Origin of the sequence: Saccharicrinis fermentans DSM 9555 = JCM 21142, from assembly GCF_000517085.1 — a bacterium.
GTDB lineage: Bacteria > Bacteroidota > Bacteroidia > Bacteroidales > Marinilabiliaceae > Saccharicrinis > Saccharicrinis fermentans.
Window position 1 is genome coordinate 4,905,375 of record NZ_KI912107.1, and the last position, 23,533, is coordinate 4,928,907.

The 23,533-nt window shown below is 38.0% G+C and carries 17 protein-coding genes; 13 read left to right on the top strand and 4 right to left on the bottom strand.

Annotated features, from left to right (window positions below):
• The first annotated feature begins 109 nt into the window (after window positions 1–109).
• Window positions 110–1,138: a UDP-glucose 4-epimerase GalE gene (gene galE / locus CYTFE_RS0120295; RefSeq protein WP_027473313.1), complete on the top strand. Its 1,029-nt coding sequence runs from the start codon at window positions 110–112 to the stop codon at window positions 1,136–1,138.
• A gap of 222 nt (window positions 1,139–1,360) precedes the next feature.
• Complete coding sequence (rfbB, locus tag CYTFE_RS0120300) at window positions 1,361–2,413, top strand: dTDP-glucose 4,6-dehydratase (RefSeq protein ID WP_027473314.1); 1,053 nt, start codon at window positions 1,361–1,363, stop codon at window positions 2,411–2,413.
• 140 nt (window positions 2,414–2,553) lie between these two features.
• Here the strand turns inward: rfbB and glmS are convergent, their stop codons facing one another.
• The 3 genes from glmS to CYTFE_RS0120315 all read right to left on the bottom strand — a co-directional run bounded on the left by glmS (window position 2,554) and on the right by CYTFE_RS0120315 (window position 7,412).
• Window positions 2,554–4,389, bottom strand: a complete 1,836-nt coding sequence (glmS, locus tag CYTFE_RS0120305; protein WP_027473315.1) for a glutamine--fructose-6-phosphate transaminase (isomerizing) — start codon at window positions 4,387–4,389, stop codon at window positions 2,554–2,556.
• Between the two features lie 62 nt (window positions 4,390–4,451).
• Window positions 4,452–6,410, bottom strand: coding sequence for a DUF4954 family protein (locus CYTFE_RS0120310; RefSeq protein WP_027473316.1), 1,959 nt, complete (start codon window positions 6,408–6,410; stop codon window positions 4,452–4,454).
• A gap of 192 nt (window positions 6,411–6,602) precedes the next feature.
• A complete protein-coding gene (locus CYTFE_RS0120315; protein ID WP_027473317.1) occupies window positions 6,603–7,412 on the bottom strand; it encodes a glycogen/starch synthase in 810 nt (269 codons plus the stop codon).
• Between the two features lie 254 nt (window positions 7,413–7,666).
• Here CYTFE_RS0120315 and panC point away from each other — a divergent pair, with 254 nt between their 5' ends.
• From panC to radA, 4 genes are all read left to right on the top strand, one after another.
• A complete protein-coding gene (panC, locus tag CYTFE_RS0120320) occupies window positions 7,667–8,527 on the top strand; it encodes a pantoate--beta-alanine ligase (protein WP_027473318.1) in 861 nt (286 codons plus the stop codon).
• Window positions 8,517–8,867, top strand: a complete 351-nt coding sequence (gene panD / locus CYTFE_RS0120325; RefSeq protein ID WP_027473319.1) for an aspartate 1-decarboxylase — start codon at window positions 8,517–8,519, stop codon at window positions 8,865–8,867. Before panC ends, panD begins: the two co-directional genes overlap by 11 nt.
• Before the next feature lie 58 nt (window positions 8,868–8,925).
• Window positions 8,926–9,420: a D-glycero-beta-D-manno-heptose 1-phosphate adenylyltransferase gene (gene rfaE2 / locus CYTFE_RS0120330; RefSeq protein ID WP_027473320.1), complete on the top strand. Its 495-nt coding sequence runs from the start codon at window positions 8,926–8,928 to the stop codon at window positions 9,418–9,420.
• A 124-nt stretch (window positions 9,421–9,544) separates the two neighbouring features.
• Window positions 9,545–10,912 carry a DNA repair protein RadA gene (radA, locus tag CYTFE_RS0120335; protein WP_027473321.1) on the top strand — a complete coding sequence of 456 codons (1,368 nt, stop codon included), beginning with the start codon at window positions 9,545–9,547 and terminating at the stop codon, window positions 10,910–10,912.
• A gap of 214 nt (window positions 10,913–11,126) precedes the next feature.
• Here radA and CYTFE_RS0120340 read toward each other — a convergent pair whose 3' ends face one another.
• Window positions 11,127–13,487, bottom strand: coding sequence for a transglycosylase domain-containing protein (locus CYTFE_RS0120340; RefSeq protein ID WP_044262952.1), 2,361 nt, complete (start codon window positions 13,485–13,487; stop codon window positions 11,127–11,129).
• Window positions 13,488–13,872: 385 nt separating this feature from the next.
• Here CYTFE_RS0120340 and topA point away from each other — a divergent pair, with 385 nt between their 5' ends.
• From topA to porN, 7 genes are all read left to right on the top strand, one after another.
• Entirely contained in the window at window positions 13,873–16,308 is a 2,436-nt protein-coding gene (topA, locus tag CYTFE_RS0120345; RefSeq protein WP_027473323.1) for a type I DNA topoisomerase, read from the top strand.
• Between the two features lie 47 nt (window positions 16,309–16,355).
• Window positions 16,356–17,483, top strand: a complete 1,128-nt coding sequence (locus tag CYTFE_RS0120350) for an arginase family protein (protein ID WP_027473324.1) — start codon at window positions 16,356–16,358, stop codon at window positions 17,481–17,483.
• A gap of 196 nt (window positions 17,484–17,679) precedes the next feature.
• Window positions 17,680–18,627: a PorP/SprF family type IX secretion system membrane protein gene (locus CYTFE_RS27465; RefSeq protein WP_052343329.1), complete on the top strand. Its 948-nt coding sequence runs from the start codon at window positions 17,680–17,682 to the stop codon at window positions 18,625–18,627.
• Window positions 18,628–18,667: 40 nt separating this feature from the next.
• The gene (porK, locus tag CYTFE_RS0120360; protein WP_027473325.1) at window positions 18,668–19,996 is read left to right on the top strand and encodes a T9SS ring complex lipoprotein PorK/GldK; all 1,329 of its coding nucleotides are present in this window, start codon (window positions 18,668–18,670) and stop codon (window positions 19,994–19,996) included.
• A 65-nt stretch (window positions 19,997–20,061) separates the two neighbouring features.
• Window positions 20,062–21,006: a type IX secretion system motor protein PorL/GldL gene (gene porL, locus CYTFE_RS0120365; RefSeq protein WP_027473326.1), complete on the top strand. Its 945-nt coding sequence runs from the start codon at window positions 20,062–20,064 to the stop codon at window positions 21,004–21,006.
• 36 nt (window positions 21,007–21,042) lie between these two features.
• Window positions 21,043–22,593: a type IX secretion system motor protein PorM/GldM gene (gene porM, locus CYTFE_RS0120370; RefSeq protein ID WP_052343330.1), complete on the top strand. Its 1,551-nt coding sequence runs from the start codon at window positions 21,043–21,045 to the stop codon at window positions 22,591–22,593.
• Between the two features lie 41 nt (window positions 22,594–22,634).
• Entirely contained in the window at window positions 22,635–23,483 is an 849-nt protein-coding gene (gene porN, locus CYTFE_RS0120375) for a type IX secretion system ring subunit PorN/GldN (protein ID WP_044213010.1), read from the top strand.
• The last annotated feature ends 50 nt before the right edge of the window (window positions 23,484–23,533 follow it).

A 23,533-nucleotide genomic window follows, 5' to 3' on the forward strand; every position in this document is an offset into this window, starting at 1 on the left:
ATTACAGGGTTTTAGTTGAAATTCAATAAAAATAATTGTTTGAAATGACGGTTTATTTGTTAATTTTACGGGATCAATCTTTAGAAGTTATATTTATTTAATAAAGGATATGAGTAAGCAAATATTAGTTACAGGCGGAACCGGATATATTGGTTCACATACTGTTGTTGAATTACAGAATGCTGGTTTTGATGTTGTTGTTGTGGATAATTTGTCAAATTCTCAAATTGAGGTGTTGGATAATATCGAAAAAATTACAGGCATTCGTCCGGCTTTTGAACAATTCGATTTGGCGGATAGTGTTTTAACTGATGCATTTTTTCAGAAGTATAATAATCTTGACGCCATCATTCATTTTGCTGCATTTAAAGCAGTGGGAGAGTCGGTTCAAAAACCTTTGGAATATTATCGTAACAACTTAAATTCCTTGATGAACCTGTTGGCTGGCATGAAAAAATATGACATTGCTAATTTGGTTTTTTCTTCATCGTGTACGGTTTATGGTCAGCCTGATGTTTTGCCTGTAACCGAAGCTACACCTCGAAAGGAAGCTGAGTCTCCCTACGGAAACACTAAGGCAATTTGTGAAGATATTATGCGTGATTTTTGTAAGGTGAACGAAGCTGTAAATTGTATTGCCTTGCGTTATTTTAATCCTATTGGAGCACATGAGTCTGGTTTGATTGGTGAATTTCCGGTTGGAGTACCCAATAACCTGGTGCCTTTTATTACACAAACAGCAGCCGGACTTCGTGATGAGTTAAGTGTGTTTGGCGATGATTATGATACCCCGGATGGAACAGCTGTGAGGGATTATATTAATGTGGTGGATTTGTCTAAAGCCCATGTTGTTGCAATCAATAGGCTTATTGATGATAAAAAGAAAGCCAACTACGAATTTTTTAACATAGGTACCGGAGAGGGATATTCGGTAATGCAATTGGTGAAAGCTTTTATTGAAGTGAATCATGTTGATTTAAAATATAAGGTTGTTGGTAGAAGAGAGGGTGATATCGAGAAGATATGGGCGGATACTTCATATGCCAATAATGAGTTAGGTTGGAAATCAGAAAAAACATTGGAAGAGACTTTGGCTTCTGCATGGAAATGGGAGAAAAATGTGAGAGGTATTCAATAGCATAGATTTGAATGCTTGTGGTCTTAAATAGATTTGCTTGTTTCGACTAAACCAGATGTTGATACTAAGTAGTTTAAGGCTTGCTAATTCATTATTTATAAAATAGAAAGGTTGTTCACTTGTGAATAACCTTTTTTTTAGCTGTTGAAGTCATATATTGCAGAATAAATTTATGGATGAGTGATGAGTTCCATATGGCCATTGAAAAATAAATTTAATCGTATGAAAAAAATTCTTATTACTGGGGGTGCAGGTTTTATTGGTTCGCATGTAGTTCGTTTGTTTGTTCTGCAATATCCACAATATCATATTTTTAATTTGGATGCGTTAACCTATGCCGGAAATCTGGAAAACCTGAAGGATATCGAAAATGAACCTAACTATACCTTTATCAAAGGTGATATTGTTTCTGAACAGGCAATGAATAGTCTTTTTGAGAAGCATCAGTTTGATGGGGTTATTCATCTGGCTGCTGAGTCGCATGTCGATCGCTCCATTTCGGACCCTCTCTCTTTTATTAAAACCAATATTTTAGGTACGGTTAATTTGTTGAACGCAGCTAAAAATACTTGGCATGATAATTACGAGGGAAAATTATTTTATCACATCTCTACTGATGAAGTCTATGGTTCTTTAGGCAAGACGGGATTGTTTACTGAAACTACAGCTTACGACCCACGAAGTCCGTATTCTTCGTCAAAGGCCAGTAGTGATCATTTGGTACGGGCTTATCATCATACTTATGGTATGCCGGTTGTTATCTCCAATTGTTCCAATAATTACGGTCCCAATCAGTTTCCTGAGAAGTTAATCCCTCTGGCTATTCATAACATCAAAAATAATAAGCCAATTCCTGTTTATGGAAAGGGTGAAAATGTGCGGGATTGGCTATTTGTTATGGATCATGCCCGCGCTATTGATATGATTTATCATCGGGGTAACAATGGCGAGACCTATAATATTGGAGGCATTAATGAGTGGACTAATATTGATCTGATCAGAAAGATGTGTGAGGTGTTGGATCGAAAACTGAATCGGCCAGCAGGAACATGTGCTAATCTAATAACTTTTGTAAAGGATAGAGCAGGTCATGATATGCGTTATGCAATTGACTCATCTAAGCTCATGAATGAACTGGGTTGGAAGCCATCGTTGCAATTTGAAGAAGGAATAGAAAAAACCATCGACTGGTATCTGGATAATGAAGAGTGGATGAGAAATATAACGGATGGTAGCTATGAGAAATATTACCAGAAGCAATATGAAGATCGATGAAGTAGACAGTAAAAAAACAAATGAAAAAGGACGGGATGTAAATTCCTGTTCTTAGGACTATGTTAACTATTTCCCCTTATTCCATAGAATTGGGGAAATAGTTTTTATAGTTTCATGATGTTGAGGTCTTCTTTTTTATACTATTCAACAGTTACCGACTTAGCTAAATTTCTTGGTTGATCCACATTACAACCTCTCATAACAGCTATGTAGTACGATACTATTTGTAGGGGAATAACGGTTAATAAGGGTGCAACAGATTCATGGCAATCGGGAACTTCAATGACGTGATCAGCTAGCTTCTTTATGGTTTGGTCGCCCTCGGTAACGACAGCGATCACTTTTCCATTACGTGCTTTTACCTCTTGTATATTGCTGACAATTTTTTCGTATGATTTATCCTTAGTGGCCAAAACAAATACAGGCATGTTCTCATCAATAAGGGCTATGGGGCCGTGTTTCATTTCTGCCGCAGGGTATCCTTCTGCATGTATATATGAAATTTCTTTCAGTTTAAGCGCTCCTTCTAGAGCTACGGGGAACAAGACGCCTCTTCCAAGATAGAGCGAGTTGCTAGCATCTTTGTAGGTTTCGGCAATGTCTTTGATGTACTGTTCTGATCTTAAAATGTGCTTTATCTTTTCTGGCACAAGGGTTAATTCCTGTATTAATTGTTTGTATAACTCGTCGTACAAAGAACCTCGTTTTCGTCCTAGCATGAAGGCCATCATTGTTAATACAGTTACCTGAGATGTAAATGCTTTGGTAGAGGCGACACCAATCTCTGGGCCTGCGTGTGTGTATACTCCGGCATGGGTTTCTCGAGGTATAGATGAGCCAACCACGTTACATATTCCTACAATAGTGGCTCCTTGTTTTTTTGCCATTTTAATAGCTGCCAAGGTATCTGCGGTCTCTCCACTTTGTGAAATTGCTATTAAAACATCGTCGGCATTAATTACAGGATTTCTATATCTGAATTCTGAAGCATATTCTACTTCCACTGGTATCCGGGCGTATTCTTCAAATAAGTACTCGCCAACCATGGCTGCATGCCAAGATGTACCACAGGCTACAATGATAATTCTTTTGGCTTGTGTTAGTTTGGGCATTACATCAATAATTCCACCCAAGAATATTTTTGTTTTGTCAATGGAAATTCGTCCTCTGAAAGTATCACCTATTGATGAGGGTTGCTCGTGAATTTCTTTGAGCATAAAGTGTTCGTATTCACCTTTGTCAATCTCATCGATGGTTAGTTCAACCTTTTGTATCTTAGGTTTTTGGGCGTCGTTTTGGATGTTTTTTAATATTAAATCATCTTTGGTGATAATGGCAACGTCCTCGTCATTCATGTATATGACCTGATCGGTATATTCAACTATGGGTGAAGCATCTGATGCTAGGTAATACTCATGGTCACCAACTCCAATTACCAAAGGACTCCCTTTACGAGCGGCAATCAATTGCTCTTTTTCTTCGGTACAGGATATCACAAGTCCATAGGCCCCAATGACCTTTGAAAGAGCTAGTCTGACAGCAATCTCAGCATCTACTTTTTGTTCCTGGTAAATATTTTCTATTAGATTCACCAATACTTCAGTGTCTGTTTCGCTTTGAAATACATAGCCTCTAAGTTCTAATTCTTTCTTTAGGTGGGCGTAGTTCTCAATAATGCCGTTGTGTACCAATGTGAATTTTCCGTTCATGGATGTATGGGGATGGGCGTTGGTATCGTTAGGTTCTCCATGTGTAGCCCAACGGGTGTGTCCCATTCCTATAGTTCCGGATAAATGTTTTCCTTTGGCATGGGTTTCCAGGTCTTTTACCTTTCCTAAACATTTGTAGGTGTGTATGTCTGAGTTGATCAAGGCCACACCTGCTGAGTCGTATCCTCTATACTCTAATCGCTGTAGTCCTTTTATTAAAATGGGGTAGGCTACTTTATCACCCACATAGGCAACTATTCCGCACATATATCTTGATTGTTTTGTTTCGTTACTTATTATGACAATGCGAGTTTGTTAAACACGTATTGCTATGCTAATTGTTTTATTATTCGTGCTGCTTCTTCGTCTTTGTTTTTGTACTCTAATTCTAATTCCTGTATAAAAGAATTGTTATCTGCACTTCCTCTAACTATATTAAAATCAATATTTCTGCAGTCTTGATTTCCGTCTATACCAAATCCTATTTTGCTTTTTGCATTAAATTCTTTTTTAGCATCCATGATTATAGAATGCATAATTTGTGTGTTATTGGCACTCCACTCTTTGATAAAATTTACGAGTTCAGTTGTTGTACAATGAGTAATGTCTATTTTAAAATATTGCTTTAAGACGAAGAATACGTGTGCTTGTTTTAGCATTTTATAGTCGTCGAATTGTTCCTTGTAAAACAAATTCCATTCATCGATATTAAGGCTGTTATTCTCAATTTGTTCAATGAATTTATTTAATCTGGATGTTTTGCATATTAACCCGGACAAATCAACCCATTGGTTGTGTTGGGGAAATACAAATGATTTTTTAATATGATCAAAATTCGTATGTTTTAGAACAGAAAGCAATTCATCTCCAACATATTTGACCAATGCTTGTTCGTACAATTTAATTCCACGGTTTATGGAGGCCAATGAGAGCTGAACGTTTTTGTACATTATGTTTTTGCTCTGTGGAGATGCTTTTTGTTGGAGTTGCCTTAGCGTTTTGATAGCATCTAGTATTTTATGAATAGTATGTGGATTTAAGACTTCACTTATGATATAATCTAGGTGCTTATTTCCTTTTCTTTTATCTCTTTTGATCCATTTTTGTGCGTCGCGGGTAATACCCACATTAAAAATATTTTGAGCGGGCATCAAAACGCTTTTTCCCTCCACTTCTATCAAATAAGAAAAAGGAAGGGATGCAGTGTCCGGATTGTTGTAATGGCGTCCTAAAATCATGGTGAAGGCACCAATCTGTGCCGGCCACATAATGTAAGAGTCGCTTCCGGTTTTGCCGCCTCGTTCTATAATGCCTTGATGAACCGGGCCTAGTTTATACATGTGGTTGCTTTGGTTGGTGCCACTGCCTGCATTGTAAAAGGAGTAGTATCCGGCAATTAATAGAGTCGATTTGTGGTGGGTTACAGTATAAGGGCCGCCGAAAATGCTGCATGCTTCTCCTTGCATACACTGACTGTTGGCAAAGAATAAGGAGTTTTCGGCGCTGTATGAATGGCTCATTTCGCATCCTTGTCCCACAAAGCAGTTTCTTAAGTAGGTGTTACCACTGATTGTAGATCCGGAGGAGATAATAAAATCTGCAGCGTCTACGCCAGGACCAATGTGGCTAGGGGCAAGGTAAGAGCTATTAATAGAACCGTTGTTTAGGTTTTGTACCCCTTCCAATAGGGCATGTGGACCCACTTTGATGTTTTTAAGGCTAGCGCAATTTATTATCACCGTATTTGTCCCAATGTATCCTGTTGGAGATTGAAGGTTTTTTACATGATTTAATATAGACTTTTGTATGTTTTCGGTAAAAGTTGGGTTGTGTCTGTAAAAAGCCATCAAGTAGGCTGTGTGGGCCGAAAGTGCATCGTAAATAATAACTTCTCTACCTCCGGCTTCGTTTATTGGCTTTACTGTGGTGCCGTTTCCAAAGGATGACACACGGTCGACCATCAAGGTGCTTACATCTTGTATAATACAATTTTCTTCAATAATATAATTAGATATAGAGGTGCCGATATTTTTAATATAGCACTTATCTTTTATGGTGCAGTTGTGAAGATGTGCATTGTAAATTCCACTATAATCAAGGGCGGTGGAAGGCAGTTTTATTTTATCGGAAAATACGCCCAAATAATTATAACCTGAGAAAGTGACGTTTTTCAGATGCTTGCTGACAAAGTTAGCAGCTACCTGAACCTTATCCCAACCGTCTATTGCTGTGCAATGGTTACTTTCAAGGGTGGTGATCTCTTTTGATGTTAGGCTTCTGTACGACATAGCTCAATAATATAAGTTGATGTTACGGGACGAAAATAAGAAAATTAAGTTCTATATGCATTAGGGTAAGAGTGATTATGTCATATTTATATTGACGCTATAGCATAAAAAAAGCTGCCATCCCAATAATGGGGAGGCAGCTTTTTTTATGTGTTGTTTATTTATTCTCCAGATAGCTGTTGTTAACAGAAATTACTTATCTAATAAATCATCATAGAATTTGTTGAATGCATCTACATATGTTTCTTCGTCTTGAAAATCAAGGAATGGTTTTCCACTTCCTTTTGCATAGTCTATAATGTTTTGATTGGCTTCGGGATCACCTTGTATAATACCGTCGCTGAAATTGATGGCTAATTTACTGAGATTCTCGAAGTTGAATGGTGCTAATCCGGCAAAATCATCTTTACTGACGCCTTCTAGCATAAATTTCTCAGCAAAAGAATCAGGAAAAGTGCTTGTGAATCCGTCGTTATATACGCTATAAACCAATTTTGAATTGGCAAAATGTGGATCTTCATTCATCGCTTTTTTGATGTATAAAGGAACCAGTCCGGTAAACCATCCATGACAATGAATAACATCCGGAGCCCATCTCAATTTTTTGGTAGTTTCTAAAACACCTCTGGCGAAAAAGATAGCTCTTTCGTCATTGTCTTCGTACTCTACCCCTTCTTTGTTGGCTAATGTGGCCTTGCGATGAAAGTAGTCTTCGTTGTCGATGAAATATACCTGCATACGCGCGGCTTGAATAGAAGCTACTTTAATAATTAAAGGGTGATCCGTGTCGTCAATGATTAAGTTCATTCCTGACAAACGGATTACTTCGTGTAATTGGTTTCTTCGTTCGTTAATACAGCCAAAACGAGGCATGAATGTTCTGATTTCTTTTCCTTTTTCCTGTATGCCTTGTGGTAAATAGCGACCTATTTTGGACATCTGTGATTCGGGAAGATAGGGTGTGATTTCTTGGGAAATAAATAAAACCTTTGTTTTTTCCATCTTATTTGTTGGTGATAATTGCTTTATGAAAATTGTAACAAGACGCAAAATTAACAAAAATAAAGTTCTCAAGCAAAAACAAGGAATTTTATTGTTACTATTTGATTTGTTGTAAGTGCTGTATTTCAGCTAAAAACAAGGGTAATTATTAATTGATGCGTGTTTTAGCTTGTGACTTAGTGAAAGTTGTGGATTTTATGCTTTTATAGTTAAGAATTTATTATTTACTTTGCGGGGTTTTTTGAAAAAATGATATGAATATTGTTACTAATTCTGAGGAACTTAAATCATTAATTTCGGCCCATAAGGATAGCGGCCAAAAGATCGGTTTTGTACCTACCATGGGAGCCTTGCATAAGGGGCATTTAAGTTTGGTGGAAACAGCTGGGCAATGCACTGATGTGGTTGTTGTCAGCATCTTTGTAAACCCAAACCAATTTAATAATCAGGAAGATTTATTAAACTATCCTCGAACTATTGATCATGATAAGGCGTTATTAAGTAGTACGGCATGTACTATTCTTTATCATCCCACGGTTGAAGATGTATATCCCCAAGAGGATAATAGAGTTTTTGATTTTGGTATGTTGGATAAGGTGATGGAGGGCAAGTTTCGTCCGGGACACTTTAATGGTGTGGCACAAGTGGTAAGCCGTTTTTTTGATCTGGTGCAGCCCCATAAAGCTTTCTTTGGTGAAAAGGATTTTCAACAGTTGGCGGTTATAAAAGCCATGACCAAGATGCTTAATTATGAAATTGAAATTGTGCCGGTGAAAATAGTTCGTGAAAAAGATGGATTGGCTATGAGCTCTCGCAATGAGCGCTTAAGTGAGGAGCAAAGGAGGGAGTCAGTATTGATTTCAAAAACATTATTTGAGTCAAAACAGCAGATGGATACAAAAAATATAAAAGAAGTTATTAATTTTGTGGTCGATAAGATAAACAGTTCTGCATTGTTAAACATTGAGTATTTTAATATTGTAGATGGTGACACACTACAACCTGTTGATGATTGGAATGAAAGTGAGTATATTGTAGGTTGTATTGCTGTATTTGCAGATAAAGTAAGATTGATTGATAATTTGATTTACAAAAACTTTCAGGATGTACGTTGAAGTTGTAAAGTCTAAACTACACAATGTTTCGGTAACCGAAGCAAACCTTAATTATGTGGGTAGCATTACCATCGATGAAGATTTGATGGATGAGGCTAACATAATTGAAAATGAAAAGGTTCAGGTGGTAAATAATAACAATGGGGAACGTTTAGAAACCTATGTTATTAAGGGAGAAAGAGGTTCTGGTGTTATTTGTCTGAATGGTGCTGCTGCTAGAAAAGTAGCTGTTGGAGATGTGGTGATTATTATTACCTATGCCATGATGGATCTGGATGAAGCAAAAGAATTTAAACCTAAGTTTGTATTTCCGGATACGGAAACCAACAGGTTAGTGTAAAATATTTTTATGTCTGACAAGCCCCGGTTCTTCCGGGGTTTTTTGTATATTTAATACTATGGCTCTTATATCATTTAAGTCAAAGATTGTAGAAGCAGCTAAGGCTGCAGAAATGGTTCAACAATGGCAAGGTGAGCATGAAAGGGTGGTTTTTACCAATGGTTGTTTCGATATTCTACATCGTGGACATGTGGAATATTTAGCAAAAGCAGCAGAAAAGGGTAGCCGTCTGTTGTTGGGGCTAAATACCGACAGTTCAGTGCGCAGAATTAAAGGTCCTACACGCCCGATTGTTGATCAGGAAAGTAGGGCGATTGTGCTTGCTGCACTCGGCTTTGTTGATTTAATAGTGTTGTTTGATGAGGATACTCCTTATGAACTCATCAAAACTGTTCAGCCCGATGTATTAGTGAAAGGTGCCGATTATAAAGTGGAGGATATTGTGGGCTACGATATTGTTTGTGAAAGAGGAGGATCTGTTGAAACAATATCTTTTGTGGATGGTTTTTCCACTACCCAAATAATTGATAAAATTGCACATGAACTGAAATGATAGGGCTTTAAAGCTCTGTCTTCTTGCTTGTAGGGTATTTCAATGATGGTGTCTTCCTGTGCCTGTTTGTTTGAAGTTCGGAATAACAGGGTTGATGCTTTGCTAATGATTAAATATTTTTTCCATGGCCAAAACAAAATCAGTATTTGTTTGTCAGAATTGCGGGACTGAGTCACCTAAGTGGGTGGGTAAGTGTAACTCGTGTGGACAATGGAATACTTATGTGGAAGAGGTAGTGGTAAAATCCAGTACCAAGGCTTCTGCAAGCCAGAATTTCTTTGAAACGGTTACAGCCAAACCTGCTTTGATAAAAGATGTTCCTATTTCTGAATTACCCAGAATAAATACTTCCAATATGGAATTGGACCGCGTATTGGGTGGAGGTATGGTTCCTGGCTCCCTCATCCTGGTGGGAGGGGAACCTGGAATAGGAAAATCTACGTTGGTGTTGCAGATGGCATTGCGCATTGGATCTCAAAAAGTACTGTATGTCTCAGGAGAGGAGAGTCCGCAACAAATTAAGCTGAGGGCTGATAGGATTCATCAGGGAAGTGAAAATTGCCTGGTGGTCAGTGAAACATCCATGGAGAAAATATTGGGACATGTAAAAAATATTAACCCCGATTTATTGGTGATTGATTCTATACAAACGCTTAGTAGCGAAAGTGTGGAGTCATTGCCTGGAAGTGTTTCTCAAATACGTGAGTGCACTGGTTCTATATTGAGGGTCGCCAAAGAAACGAATTTGCCGGTCGTTTTGATTGGACATATTAACAAGGAAGGAAATCTCGCAGGACCAAAGGTTTTGGAGCATATGGTGGATGTGGTGCTCCAGTTTGAAGGCGATAGAAACCATATGTATCGCATTCTGCGCTCTATCAAAAATCGTTTTGGTTCCACTGCAGAGATTGGCATCTTTGAAATGTTAGGGAACGGACTTCGTGAGGTAACGAACCCATCAGAGTTATTGCTTTCTCATCATCATGACAATTTGAGTGGTGTTGCTATTTCAGCCGCGATTGAAGGCATGCGTCCTTTTTTGATAGAAACACAAGCCTTGGTGAGTACAGCAGCCTATGGAACACCTCAGCGCTCTGCAACAGGTTTTGACTTGCGGCGCTTGAATATGCTTTTGGCTGTTTTGGAGAAAAGGGCAGGTTTTAAGTTGGCCGTCAAGGATGTTTTCTTGAATATTGCGGGGGGAATCAAGGTGAATGATCCTTCCATTGACTTGGCGGTGGTATCTGCTATTCTATCTTCTAATATTGATATACCTGTGACTTCTAGTGTTTGCATGGCTGGTGAAGTTGGTTTGTCTGGAGAGATTAGACCGGTGACACGAATAGAACAGCGGATTGGCGAAGCTTCTAAACTAGGGTTCGAACAAATTATTATCCCAAAATTTACCAAAGGATTAGATTTAGTGAAATATGATATACAAGTTACGCAGGTAAGTAAACTTGAAGAAGCCTTTAAATTACTATTTGCGTAATGAGAAGGAAGCAGATTTTGGTTGTAATCATAAAAAAAAAGAGGCGATTTCTCCAGTGAAATTGCCTCTTTTTTTTTATGATTCATGAATAGGCTTGTTTAAACCTGAAGAATACATTAGAAGATGTATTATGGATTAAACATGCTGGCCAGCATGTCGCTAGCGTGTTTAATCCACTGTTAACGCTTATGTCGAAGTTCTGATGAATCATCTGTTAAAAGAATTCTGATTCGTCGCCGTTGGTATATGTATTTTCATCTATGTCCTCTTCATTATTGGTACCGTTATTGTCATCGCAGTCCAGTGTGAGGTTGAAGTTGATAGGTTCTTCGAAAATATCTTCTTCGCTGACTTGTAGCGTCTCGTCAGCGTATACTTTTTTCATATATAAGGCCCAGATAGGCAGTGCCATATTGGCGCCTTGTCCAAGCCTGATACCATCAAAGTGAATATCTCTATCTTCGCCCCCTACCCAAATACCGGTGGTGAGGTTTGGAGTGACACCTATGAACCAGCCATCTGAGTGGTTCTGGGTGGTGCCTGTTTTGCCTCCAATTTGTCCGCTGAAATGGTAGGTGTAGCGTAGTCGTTTTCCCGTTCCATTATTGACCACTCCTTGAAGTAGGTTTAACATTAGATAGGCTGTCTGTTCGCTGATTACTTCTTTCTTTTTAGGGGTGAATTGACCAATGACATTGCCATAACGATCTACTATTCTTGAAATCATCATAGGCTCAATACGTACTCCTTTGTTAGCGAAGGTGCTGTATGCACTTACCATCTCATTTAATGAGAAGTCAGGAATGCCCAGACACAGCGAAGGTACAGCGTCCATAGGACTGAGGATTCCCAGCTCATGAATCATATCTCTGACAGCTTCTGGATTGTATTGCTTCATTACCCATGCCGATATGTTGTTGTTAGAATTGGCTAAACCCCATTTTAAAGTAACCATCTCTCCTTTTTTACGCTTACCTGCATCACGGGGAGTCCAGGTTTTTCCATCTGGTAAAACAAATGTTTGAGGTATGTTAGGAACCAGGTCGCAAGGAGTGTGTCCTTCTTGCATGGCCAAAGTATATACAAGGGGTTTGATGGTTGAACCTACCTGTCGCTTTCCTTTGGTAGCCATGTCGTACATAAAATATTTAAAGTTGGGACCACCAACATAGGCCTTCACATGTCCATTTCGTGGGTCAATAGAAAATAAACTTGCCCGTAAATAGTGCTTGATATGTATGATGGAATCCAATGGAGTCAAGATGGTGTCTTTCTCTCCTTCCCAAGTAAATATTTGCATGTTAACAGGCTTCCGAAAGGATTTCATGATGGAATCTTTGTGAATACCCTCTTTACGCAAGGTTCTGTATCGCTCTGAATTACGAATAGCTTTGTTGATAATATTTTCGTATTGTTCCTCGCTAATTTTATGGGTAAATGGAGCCCTGCTTCTACCTTTTTTTTCTTTAAAGAATGCCTTTTGCAGGTTGTTGGCCAGATGATCGTGTACCGCACTTTCAGCATAGGTTTGCATTTTATAATTTACAGTGGTGTAAATTTTCAAACCATCCCGGTATATGTTGTACTTGGTACCATCTGGTTTTAGGTTTTTGTTGATAAATCCGTACATAGGATTATTTTCCCATTCGACACTGTCTGCAATGAATTTATTGTGCAAATATGGTGGGTAGTTTTTTCTTTCCGGTTTACCTGCGTTTAACGTTAATCGGATGTATTCGCGAAAATAAGGGGCAACCCCTTCTTTATGATCTCGTCTTCTAAATTTGAGGGTGAGAGGAATGTTTTTCAAGGAGTCATACTCTTCTTGTTTAATAAATTGTGCTTTGCGCATCTGATTTAAAACAACATTACGTCTGAATTCGGTGGTGTCTCTACGTCTTACGGGATTGAATAAGGCCGGATTTTTGAGCATCCCAATTAATACAGCAGCTTCCTCTATTTTGATGGAATCTGTGGTGACACCAAAAAATGTTTGTGCGGCCGACTGTATTCCGTATGCATCGTATATGTAACCTACTTTGTTGAGGTACATCGTTAATATCTCGTTTTTGGTGTAGCTTCGTTCCAGTTTGACGGCAATGACCCACTCGTTAAGCTTTTGTAGTCCTCGTTCCCAAATATTTTTAGCTGGCTCGTGAAACAAAAGTTTCGCCAATTGTTGGGTGATTGTACTACCACCTCCTGATCCTTTATCTCCCAGAAGAACTGTTCTTATGGCAACCCTTGCCAAACCTCTGGGGTCAACTCCTGAGTGATCATAAAAACGTAAATCTTCAGTGGCAATGAGTGCATTCACGATGTAAGGTGAAAGCTCATCAAAATCTACAAAGGTCCTGTTTTCTATCGCAAAGTTGCCCAGTACCTCATGGTCCTCTGAAATAATCTCAGTGGCAAGACTGCTTTTGGGGTTCTCCAATTCCTCGAATGAAGGCATGACTCCCAAAAATCCCATGGATATCAGAAAAAATAAAAGAAATATTGAAAGCAAGCCTGCTATGATGCTTCCCCAAAACCATTTGAGCAGTCTTTTAATTCCTTTGTTGTTTGTGCACATAATTGTTGTTTGTTGAAAATTTGGCGTAAAATTAGCAATTTTACTTATATACTGGTTTTTAATGTAAATTTATTCTTTTAAACGCTAATTTACGCAAAAAGTTATATGTTTGATATTCTTATGTGATTGAATGATAGATATTAATGTATTTTACTTGTGGTGTGGTTAGGCTGTAGCTTATGAGAACTTTAAGGCCTTTTATGATGTCTTTTGTTTTTTGAACGGGCGATCTATTGAGTATTGTAAGGATAATTTTTTAAATTTGACACTTTTATAAAGGTTAACGGTAAAATGGCTTAGGTTATCAAATTCATAGTTTTGTGGAGCCGGTGAAACCTTGTAAAGTTATATATAGATATAATTGAGCGTTAATATATTATAGTAAATGGCTAAAAAAAGTAGTATTAGTGAAGAGAACTTGGTGATTGTTGAGTCTCCTGCCAAAGCAAAAACTATTGAGAAATTTTTAGGCAATAATTTCTTGGTGAAGTCGAGCTATGGACATATTCGAGATCTAGCAAAAAAGGATTTTGGCATTGACATAGCCAATAACTACTTACCTAATTATGTGGTTTCAGACGACAAAAAAGAGGTGGTCAGGGAGCTAAAGAAGTTGGCTAAGAGTGTGAAGACTGTATGGCTCGCTTCCGATGAAGACCGTGAGGGGGAGGCTATTGCATGGCATTTGTATGACGAGTTGGGACTGACTCCTGAAAATACAAAAAGAATTGTTTTTCATGAGATTACAAAGTCAGCCATTTTAAATGCAGTTGAAAATCCAAGAGATATAAATATTGATTTGGTTAATGCGCAGCAGGCACGTCGAGTACTGGATCGTCTAGTGGGTTTTGAGTTATCTCCAGTGCTTTGGAAGAAAGTGAAACCTTCTTTGTCTGCAGGTAGGGTTCAGTCTGTGACTGTGCGGCTGATTGTAGAAAGGGAAAGAGAAATATTTGCTTTTAATCCCAAATCATCTTATCGGGTTACAGCTGTTTTTAATGTAACAAATGCTGATGGTCGGGTTTCTGAGATGAAAGCAGAGTTGTCTAAGCGTTTTGCAACCTTAGAGGAGACAGAAGTCTTTTTAAATAAATGTAAGGGGGCTCAGTTTAAAGTTTCGGATATAACTAAAAAGCCTTTAAAGAAAACGCCAGCTGCACCTTTTACAACATCTACTTTGCAACAAGAAGCCAGTAGGAAATTGGGTTTTTCGGTTGGACAAACCATGTCGGTTGCTCAAAAATTGTATGAAGCAGGTAAGATTACCTATATGCGTACCGACTCGGTAAACTTGGCAGATACGGCTCTTAAAATGGCCAGTGAGCAGATTACTGGTGTAATGGGTGAGGAGTACCTGAAGATAAGAAAGTATCAGACCAAAAGTAAGGGCGCGCAGGAGGCTCATGAGGCCATCCGTCCCACAGAGCTGAATAAACCAACTGTCTCTGGTTCGCAACAGGAACAAAAGTTATATGAACTTATATGGAAACGTACGATTGCTTCGCAAATGAGTGATGCCCGCCTGGAGAAAACAACCGTGCAGATTAAAGCTGACGGTGTAAGTGAGCATTTTGTGGCAAGTGGTGAAGTAATTCAGTTTGATGGTTTCTTAAAGGTGTATTTACAGTCTTCGGAGCATGATGGGGAGACTGAGGGCGAAGAAGATGCTGGATTATTGCCCCCAATGAATGTTGGCGATCAATTAATGTATGAGATGATTGAGGCGCGGGAGAGATGGAGTCAGAAACCTGCCAGGTATTCAGAAGCGGCACTCGTAAAGAAATTAGAAGACTTAGGTATTGGCCGTCCGTCTACTTATGCACCAACTATTTCTACCGTTCAGAACAGAGGTTATGTTGTGAAAGAAGAACGTGAAGGAAAGGAAAGAGCTTATCGTTATCTGGCATTGAAAAATGATGAGATTTTTTCTGAACAAAAGACAGAGATAACAGGAGCCGAAAGAAATAAGTTATTTCCAACGGATGTGGGAATGGTGGTAAATGATTTTTTGATGCGTTATTTTCCCAATATCGTAAGCTATGATTTCACTGCAAAAGTGGAGATGCAATTTGATGAAATTTCGTTGGGAAAAATAGTGTGGAATGAATCTATTGATGAGTTTTATAAGAGTTTTCATCAACAGGTGGAGGAAACATTGGAAACATCGGAACGAAATACTGGAGAACGGCATTTAGGTGAAGATCCTAAAACGGGTAAGCCCGTCATAGTTAAAATTGGTCGCTATGGTCCAATGGCTCAATTGGGTGAGAGTAGTGAGGATGAGGAGGTTGAAAAACCGAAGTTTGCATCTTTGCAAAGAGGTCAACACCTGGAAACAATTACATTGGAGGAGGCCATCAGGTTGTTTGATTTGCCCCGAGACCTGGGTCTTTATGAGGATAAAAAAGTAGTGGTTGGTATTGGTCGTTTTGGTCCTTATGTCCGTCATGATGGAAAATTTGTTTCTCTGAAGAAGGGAGTGGATGATCCTCTGGAAATAGAATTGGACAGAGCAATTGTTCTGATTGAAGAAAAAAGAAAAGCAGATAAAGAAAAGTTTATCAAGAGTTTTGATGAAGATCCGGAAGTGCAAATTTTAAATGGCCGTTGGGGACCGTATATTTCTTACCAAAAAAAGAATTATAAGATACCTAAGGATACTGATCCTACGAAACTTTCGTTTGATGATTGTCAAAAGCTTATAAAGAACGGTGGTAAGAAACCTGTAAAAAAAGCAGCAACAAAGAAAACGGCAACAAAAAAAACAGCCACTAAAGTTGCGGCAAAAAAGACAAGCGCCAAAAAGAGTACAAAAAAATAATTCAGAAAATATTTATAGTGCAACTGAGCGATTTTTTTGACCCGATCATGGAAACAAAGACATATAATAATTATATGTCCGGGGAGGATAGTCTCCTTAGTCAAATTAAATATAGTGCAGTTGAGGACTTCGATAAAGAGTTACTCTCTACCTTTGAAGTAGCTCTTGTTGGGATTTCGGATGGTAAAAATTCCCCTGGTAATGAAGGGTGTGCATATGCCAGTAGTGAAATTCGAAGAAATTTGAGATCACTGCGAAGTATATCAAAGCCTCTGCAAATGATTGATTTGGGAAATATAAAGGGAAAATCCTTAAACGATAAGTATTTTGCTCTTCGCGAGGTGTTCGCCATTCTTTCTTCTCTAGATATTGTAGTTGTTGTTATTGGAGGAGGGCAAGATTATTTTTTACCATTAGTGAAAGGATTGTCCGGATATCAGAAAGAGTTGGCCATCTCAGTCATAGATGCTAAATTAGATTTTGATTTAGGTAGGGGTGACTTTAACGCACAAACTTTTTTGACTCAGCTGGGGAACGATTTTGTAGATAATATTTTTCAGTTAAATTTGTTAGGAATACAAAAATATTTGGTGGGTGAAAGTCAGGAAATACAATTAGATGATTTACATTGGGAATATATCCGTTTGAAAGATATTAGAAATGAAAATATTCTTGCAGCCGAGCCGTTGTTGAGAGATGCTGATTTGGTTAGTTTCGATGTGGGTGCCATACAAAAAGAGTATATGCCCTATTTTTCAAATATGAATGTGAATGGTCTCACTGGATATGATGCCTGCCGTTTAGCATGGTATGCTGGTGTAGGTGACCGTTTAAAAGCGTTTTGTCTTCATGAATATAATCCACAAATGGATAAATCAGGCAAGGGGGCAATGTTATGTGCACAAATAATTTGGCATTTATTAGATGGTATGTCTCAGAATATGAGACAGCTATCCTCGTTGGAAGCAGAACAGTGTAAAATTTCTGTGGTTCATTTACAAGATTTTGACATAGACTTACGTTTCTATTCAAATAGAGTTACTAACAGATGGTGGATTGAAGTGCCATGGAAGAATGGTGTTAAAATGTTGGCTTGTGAAGAAAAAGATTATCTTTTTGCTAAGAATGGTGAATTGCCCGATAAATGGTGGAGATTCTTTCAAAAAGATATTTAGTAGTCTGTTGGCATTACAAAAAAATTAACATGTTTAACTTATAAAAACGAAACCTTTATTGTTGAATTAAAGTATACGAACTTGGTTTTTAACCGCAAAAAAGATGAAGCTTAATTGATAAGTTTCAATGCTATAATAAGATATAGTGATAAGCAAAAAAAACTAGAGTTCTTTGGGTTTTTTATAACTGAAGTAAATGTTTAGGAGAATTCTGATTTTTGTTATATTTTGTGCGGTCGCTGAAAGTGTTGAGGCGCAATATGATCCACAGTTTAGCCAGAATATGTTTAATAAACTGGCCGTTAATCCGGGTTTTGCGGGAGCTACTGGAGATGTGAACTTGGTGGCTCTAAACAGAAACCAGTGGACTGGAAATTTGGCCATAAAAACAACGGTTTTTAGTGGTGATATGCGAGTCAAGTTTTTTAATTTGAATTCTGGGATAGGATTGAATTTCATAAATGATGAAATAGGTAATTTTACTAATCTTACCATGAATTTGAATTATGCTTTAAAGTTTGAAATGGAAAAAGGGACATTGTCTTTTGGAATTAATTTCGGTTTGTTAAATCAAAGTTTGAAAGCATTATGGACCTTGGATGCTGTTGAGGGTGACTATTACAATGCGAATGATCCTAATGTTCCGACTTCTGATGTGAATGGTTCTACCTTTGATGCAGGAATAGGTGTATATTATAAGGAAAAAAAATATTACCTAGGTGCTTCATTATCACATCTTAATAGTCCGAAAGCAAACTTTAAGGAAGAATTTAATTTTAAAACAAGTGGAACATTTTACCTCTTAGGAGGGTATAACTATAAAATTGAAGATACTTCGTATGAATGGTTGCCTTCTTTTTTCTATAAAACGGATGGCAGGAGTTTTCAGATAGATGTAAATACTTTGGTGAGATATAAAAAGAGATATTGGGGAGGACTCAGCTATCGTTTTCAAGATGCTATTGTTTTACTAGGGGGGATAGAAATGAAAAACGGAGTACGACTTGGGTATAGTTATGATATAACAACATCAGCAATTGCATCATCAGGCCATGGGGGGACACATGAATTGATGGTGGGCTACAATTTGGATATAAATTTTGATCAACGAACTAAACGCTATAAAAGCGTTAGATATTTATAATAGGCAATAAAATTTTAAAATACCGATAGTCTTAAATATTATGAAGAAAGTATTAGCTCTTAGTGTAATTATAGTCACTATCTTAAGCGGATGTAGTAACTCCGGTGGAGGGGAACTTACCGGAGTAATTGAAAGGGGTACCTTTTATGAGCCGGATCCATATGGAATGTTATTTATCCCCCAGGGAAGTTTTAATATGGGCCCTAACGATCAGGATGCTGCTTGGTCGTTAACTGCGCAGTCTAAAACTGTTTCCATTCGTTCTTTTTGGATGGACGAAACGGAAATTACCAATACAGAATACCGTCAGTATATGAATTGGGTGAGGGATTCCATAGCTAGAAAGCTTTTGGGAGAACAGTTTGAAGAGTTTGTGATTGCTGAGGATGAGTTTGGAAATGAAATAGATCCTCCGTTTTTAAACTGGGATGAACCCATTGAATGGGATAATGAAGAGTATGCCGAGATTTTGGATGAGTTGTTTTTGCCTGAAAATGAAAGGTTTTTCAGAAGAAAAGAAATAGACTCTAGAAAACTAATCTACGAGTATGAATGGGTAGATATGCAACAGGCTGCTAAAAAAACGAATCGTTATAATTTCGACACTAAGCAGTATGAAGGTACTGTATATAATCAAGTAGGTGAGGAAGAGAGTATTAGTGATCGTTCTGCCTTTATCATGAAAGATAATGTGAATGTTTATCCTGATACCTTGTGTTGGATTGCTGATTTTACGTATTCTTTTAATGAACCTTGGACCGAAAAGTATTTTTGGCATGTGGGTTTTTATGAATACCCTGTGGTAGGTATCACTCATCAGCAAGCTACTGCATTTACTATCTGGAGATCGCGTTATATGAACAATTATCTTGTGAGTAAAGGTGAGGCAGAAGTGATGGAGTACCGTTTACCTACAGAGGCAGAATGGGAATATGCATCCAGAGGAGGTTTGGAAAATCAAATGTATCCTTGGGGTGGAATGTATACCAGAAACGATAAAGGATGCTTTTTGGCTAACTTTAAACCTTTAAGAGGTCGTTACGCCGACGATGGTGGTAATACTGCTATGGCTGTGGCATCCTATGCACCTAACGATTTTGGATTGTATGATATGGCAGGTAATGTGGCGGAATGGACTTCTAGTGCTTTTGATGAGTCTGCTTATAGTTTTACACACGATTTTAACCCAACTTATAAATATAATGCTTTGCCTGACGATCCACATGTGATGAAAAGAAAAGTAATTCGTGGTGGTTCTTGGAAGGATGTTGGTTATTACCTGCAGTGCGGTACCAGAACGTACGAGTATCAGGATTCAGCTAAGTCTTATATAGGATTTCGTTGCGTAAGGGATTATATTGGGGACTAAATGTAATTATAAAACATCATTGTTTTTAAACTATTGAGTAAATAACAGATTAACACAATTTAATTATGACTATAACCGAATTTGTTGAAAGTCCCGGATATAAAAAAATCATGGGTAAAGTATATGGTTTTGGTGCAGCAATCGTTTTAGCAGGAGCTTTATTTAAAATTATGCACTACCCAGGTGCAGGAATTATGTTACTTATTGGGATGGGTACAGAGATTATAATCTTTGCATTGTCGGCTTTTGAACCACCTCACGAAATGCCAGATTGGAGTTTGGTATATCCCGAACTAGTAGGGTTGGAACCTAATGCTGCCCATCATGGAAAAGGTGGTGGTGAAGGCGGTGGAGAATTGCAGGCCCTGATTCAAACAGGAAATATCGATGAGAAAACAGTAGCAGAGCTATCGGAAGGAATAAAAAAATTAAGTGCTACTTCTTCTCAATTGGCAGATCTTAGTGATGCGTCATTGGCTACCCAAAGTTACTTGCAGAATATCCAGAATGCTTCTGAGTCTGTTGGTAAGTTTGGAAATGTACAGGAGAAAACATCGAAAGCCATTGAAGAATCTACGCAGGCATTGACGCAGTCGTATAATGCAACTGCAAGTGCTATATCGGAGGCTGGTAATAAAGTGGCCACTGATATGTCCAACTCGGGTAAGCAATTAATAGCTACATACGCTAATTTGTCCAATACTATGGAAAAGGAAATGGGCGGTATTGCTGATAATAATAAAAAATATAACGATCAATTATCTGCACTGAATGGTAAATTGGCATCTATTAATTCAATATATGAGATGCAGCTGAAAGGTTCTAAAAACCAAGTGGAAGCAACGGAGAGTGTGAATAGTGGATTGGGTGAAATAAGTGAGTATTTAAAGCAGTCTGTTGAGGGTGCGAAGAGCTATAGGGATCAGGTGGCTCACCTAAATAAAACCGTAGGTGAATTGAATACCATCTATGGAAATATGTTGAGCGCCATGAATGTGGGAGGCCGTTAATTTACTTTTTGTATTAATTTTTAGAAAAACCAAAGTATGAGTGGCGGAAATTGTCCAGAAACCCCCCGGCAGAAAATGATCGGTATGATGTACCTCTTTTTGACAGCAATGCTTGCATTGAATGTGTCGGGAGAGTTGCTATTAGCTTTTGTATCGCTGGATGAAGGTTTTAATCAAACCAGAGAAACGGTAGAACGTAAAAATGAATCCCTTTATACTCAATTTAAAACTGCTTTCGAAACCAATAGAAGTAAAGCACAGGAAGAATGGGATAAAGCACAGAAAGTACAAGCTGCTTCGGATTCTTTAGTAAATCATATACAAGATATTAAGCTTGTTTTAGCTCAAACGGTATCCGGTCCTGAAGCAACACCTGAAAGTTATGCGGGTATTGATAATCAAGATGTGGCTGCGCAGGTAATGATAGTGGAAAAAGCTGGCGCTAGAAGTAAGGAGCTTAAACGTCGAATGACTGAGTTTAAAGATTTGTTAGTGAGTATGCTGGATCCAAATGATGTTAAAGATACTGCATATATTCATGCCTACGAAACTGTTTTTAATACAGATGACGTTAAAGATGAAGAAATAAAGACTTGGGAATCCACAAAGTTTGAACATGTTCCTTTAGCAGCATCGATGGCCATGTTAAGTAAAATTCAGGGTGATGTCAGAAACGCAGAAGCGGATGTTGTGGCTAACTTAATGAGTGATATCAATAAGGATTCATACAAATTTGATGAATTATTGACCGTAGTAAAACCTTTTAAAACAACTGTATTAGAGGGTGAAACCTACAAAGCAGAGGTATATATTGCTGCATATGACCCAACTGTTGTGCCTGAGATTGTAGTAGACGGACAAAAGTTAAAAGTTGGAGATGGAAAAGGCCTTTTGGAACAAACCAAAGGTGTTGGAGAATATAAATGGACAGGTAATATAAAAATGCCGACACCGGATGGTACTGGTTTTAATGATTATCCTGTTGAGGGAGAATATCAGGTTGTTAAACCAAGTGCAGTAATCTCTCCAATAAAAATGAATGTTTTTTATGAGGGAGTTGATAACCCTGTTGCTATTTCAGTACCTGGAGTTGCAAGTAACGCTTTAAAAATTAGTATGACAAATGTGGTTCAAAAAAGATCTGGAGCTAATTTTATTGTACGACCTAAAGCCGGAACTGCGGGAAGAAAGTCTATTGTCAGTGTAAGTGCTGAAATAGGTGGAAAAACAAAATTTATAGGGAAACAAGAATTTAGGATTAAAAGAGTACCTGATCCGGTTCCTACAGTAGCTGGTGAATCAGGTGGAAAAATTCGGAAGAATGTATTGCTGGCTCAATCAGGTGTTTTTGCCGAAATGAAAGATTTTGATTTTGAGCTGGAATATAAGGTGACTCGTTTTACTGTATCTGTTCTAAAGGGTGGTTATATAGTGGACGAACCGTCTAAAAGTAGTAAGTTTACTGCGCAACAAAAAGAACTGATAAAGGGTATGTCCAGAGGTGCTAAAGTATCAATAGAAGGTATTCGTGCCAAAGGTCCTAGTGGTACGCGTGACCTAGGTACAATTACATTTGTATTAGATTGATAATTCATAGGGAAAAAGTTAGATAAAATAAAAATACGATCATGAAAAAGTTGTTCTTCTTGTTAATAATATTGGTGGCCACGGTAGGTAGTTCTACAGTGAAGGCGCAAAATGTTTTGGATGGAATATATCCGCCTGAACATGTTCAAAACCGTAAACCGATTCCTTATCCTCATGTGAGGGAAGCGGATGTGATGTGGGCCAAAAAGGTTTGGCGTATTGTTGATCTAAGGGAGAAGATTAATTTACCTCTTTTTTATCCAATTAATACGATGGACGGAAGATTTAGTCTAATTCAACTATTAATGCATGGTATTCAATATGAAGGTTTAACTGCTTACTCAACTAAGTATGAAGATGAGTTTAAAGTGGAGATGACTTTGGATCAAGTAATGTATGAAATGGGAGCCGTTGGTGATACGATGGAGGTGAGACAAGATGATGGTACTTATGTTGAAAGGGTAGTAGCTGGAGATTTAAGACCGGAAGAAATTAAGCAGATTTTGGTGAAGGAAGTATGGTTCTTTGATCGTAATTATTCGAGATTAGACGTTCGTATTATAGGACTGTGTCCTATACGTGAGTATACCAAAAGTAGTGGTGACGGTGAAGAACAGGTGGCTAAAAAGCAAACATTCTGGATTTATTTTCCACAGGCCAGAGATTTATTTGCACGTAACGAAGTGTTTAATCCTAGGAACGATGCTCAACGTAGAACATTTGATGATATTTTTATGAAAAGATATTTTGGAAGTTATATTGTGCGTGAGTCAAATGTATACAACAACCGTACAATCGACCAGTACGCTGTTGGAATGGAAGCCATGTTGGAATCAGAAAGAATCAAGATGGATATTTTTAATTTTGAACATGACTTGTGGGAGTTTTAAGAAGAACAACAAATTCAACCATAAAAAAAAAGGAGTGCACTTGCACTCCT

Bases quoted from the DNA above. Each gene is read 5' to 3' on its own strand.
- CYTFE_RS27465 (WP_052343329.1), top strand. From the start codon at position 17,680: ATGTTTAGGAGAATTCTGATTTTTGTTATATTTTGTGCGGTCGCTGAA.
- radA (WP_027473321.1), top strand. From the start codon at position 9,545: ATGGCCAAAACAAAATCAGTATTTGTTTGTCAGAATTGCGGGACTGAG.
- CYTFE_RS0120350 (WP_027473324.1), top strand. From the start codon at position 16,356: ATGGAAACAAAGACATATAATAATTATATGTCCGGGGAGGATAGTCTC.
- CYTFE_RS0120315 (WP_027473317.1), bottom strand. From the start codon at position 7,412: ATGGAAAAAACAAAGGTTTTATTTATTTCCCAAGAAATCACACCCTAT.
- CYTFE_RS0120310 (WP_027473316.1), bottom strand. From the start codon at position 6,410: ATGTCGTACAGAAGCCTAACATCAAAAGAGATCACCACCCTTGAAAGT.
- glmS (WP_027473315.1), bottom strand. From the start codon at position 4,389: ATGTGCGGAATAGTTGCCTATGTGGGTGATAAAGTAGCCTACCCCATT.
- porN (WP_044213010.1), top strand. From the start codon at position 22,635: ATGAAAAAGTTGTTCTTCTTGTTAATAATATTGGTGGCCACGGTAGGT.
- CYTFE_RS0120340 (WP_044262952.1), bottom strand. From the start codon at position 13,487: ATGTGCACAAACAACAAAGGAATTAAAAGACTGCTCAAATGGTTTTGG.
- porM (WP_052343330.1), top strand. From the start codon at position 21,043: ATGAGTGGCGGAAATTGTCCAGAAACCCCCCGGCAGAAAATGATCGGT.
- panC (WP_027473318.1), top strand. From the start codon at position 7,667: ATGAATATTGTTACTAATTCTGAGGAACTTAAATCATTAATTTCGGCC.
- porK (WP_027473325.1), top strand. From the start codon at position 18,668: ATGAAGAAAGTATTAGCTCTTAGTGTAATTATAGTCACTATCTTAAGC.
- rfbB (WP_027473314.1), top strand. From the start codon at position 1,361: ATGAAAAAAATTCTTATTACTGGGGGTGCAGGTTTTATTGGTTCGCAT.
- galE (WP_027473313.1), top strand. From the start codon at position 110: ATGAGTAAGCAAATATTAGTTACAGGCGGAACCGGATATATTGGTTCA.
- rfaE2 (WP_027473320.1), top strand. From the start codon at position 8,926: ATGGCTCTTATATCATTTAAGTCAAAGATTGTAGAAGCAGCTAAGGCT.
- porL (WP_027473326.1), top strand. From the start codon at position 20,062: ATGACTATAACCGAATTTGTTGAAAGTCCCGGATATAAAAAAATCATG.
- panD (WP_027473319.1), top strand. From the start codon at position 8,517: ATGTACGTTGAAGTTGTAAAGTCTAAACTACACAATGTTTCGGTAACC.
- topA (WP_027473323.1), top strand. From the start codon at position 13,873: ATGGCTAAAAAAAGTAGTATTAGTGAAGAGAACTTGGTGATTGTTGAG.